The organism is Paraburkholderia podalyriae, from assembly GCF_014397785.1.
GTDB classification, from domain to species: Bacteria; Pseudomonadota; Gammaproteobacteria; order Burkholderiales; family Burkholderiaceae; genus Paraburkholderia; species Paraburkholderia podalyriae.
The window spans coordinates 1-291 of record NZ_VZQQ01000317.1 but is presented as its reverse complement, the minus strand read 5'-3'; the positions used below and the strand labels follow the sequence as shown (position 1 = coordinate 291).

At 53.3% G+C, this 291-nt stretch carries 1 pseudogene; it reads right to left on the bottom strand.

Going from position 1 to position 291, the window contains the following annotated elements:
- Nucleotides 1–167, bottom strand: a pseudogene (locus F6X42_RS43210) (IS3 family transposase); the annotation flags it as partial.
- Between the last annotated feature and the right edge of the window lie 124 nt (nucleotides 168–291).

Below are 291 nucleotides of genomic sequence, written 5' to 3'. Positions count from 1 at the left end.
GCATGGCTGACTGATTCATAGGCTTTCAGATACACCTCTTCATATTTCACGCTGCGCCACACGCGTTCGACGAATACGTTGTCGCGCCAGGCGCCTTTGCCATCCATGGACAGGCGGATGCCCCTGCTGAGCACGGCGTCGGTGAACGCTGTCGCGGTGAACTGGGAGGGTGTAAAAATTTTTGTGTAAACGGTCATTTGGCAGGAAACTGTCAGCAACAGGAGCACAGATGACCGTAGCGAAACGCAACAAAAGAGAAAAACCCGATCCTGAACTCGTCAAGCTGGCAGA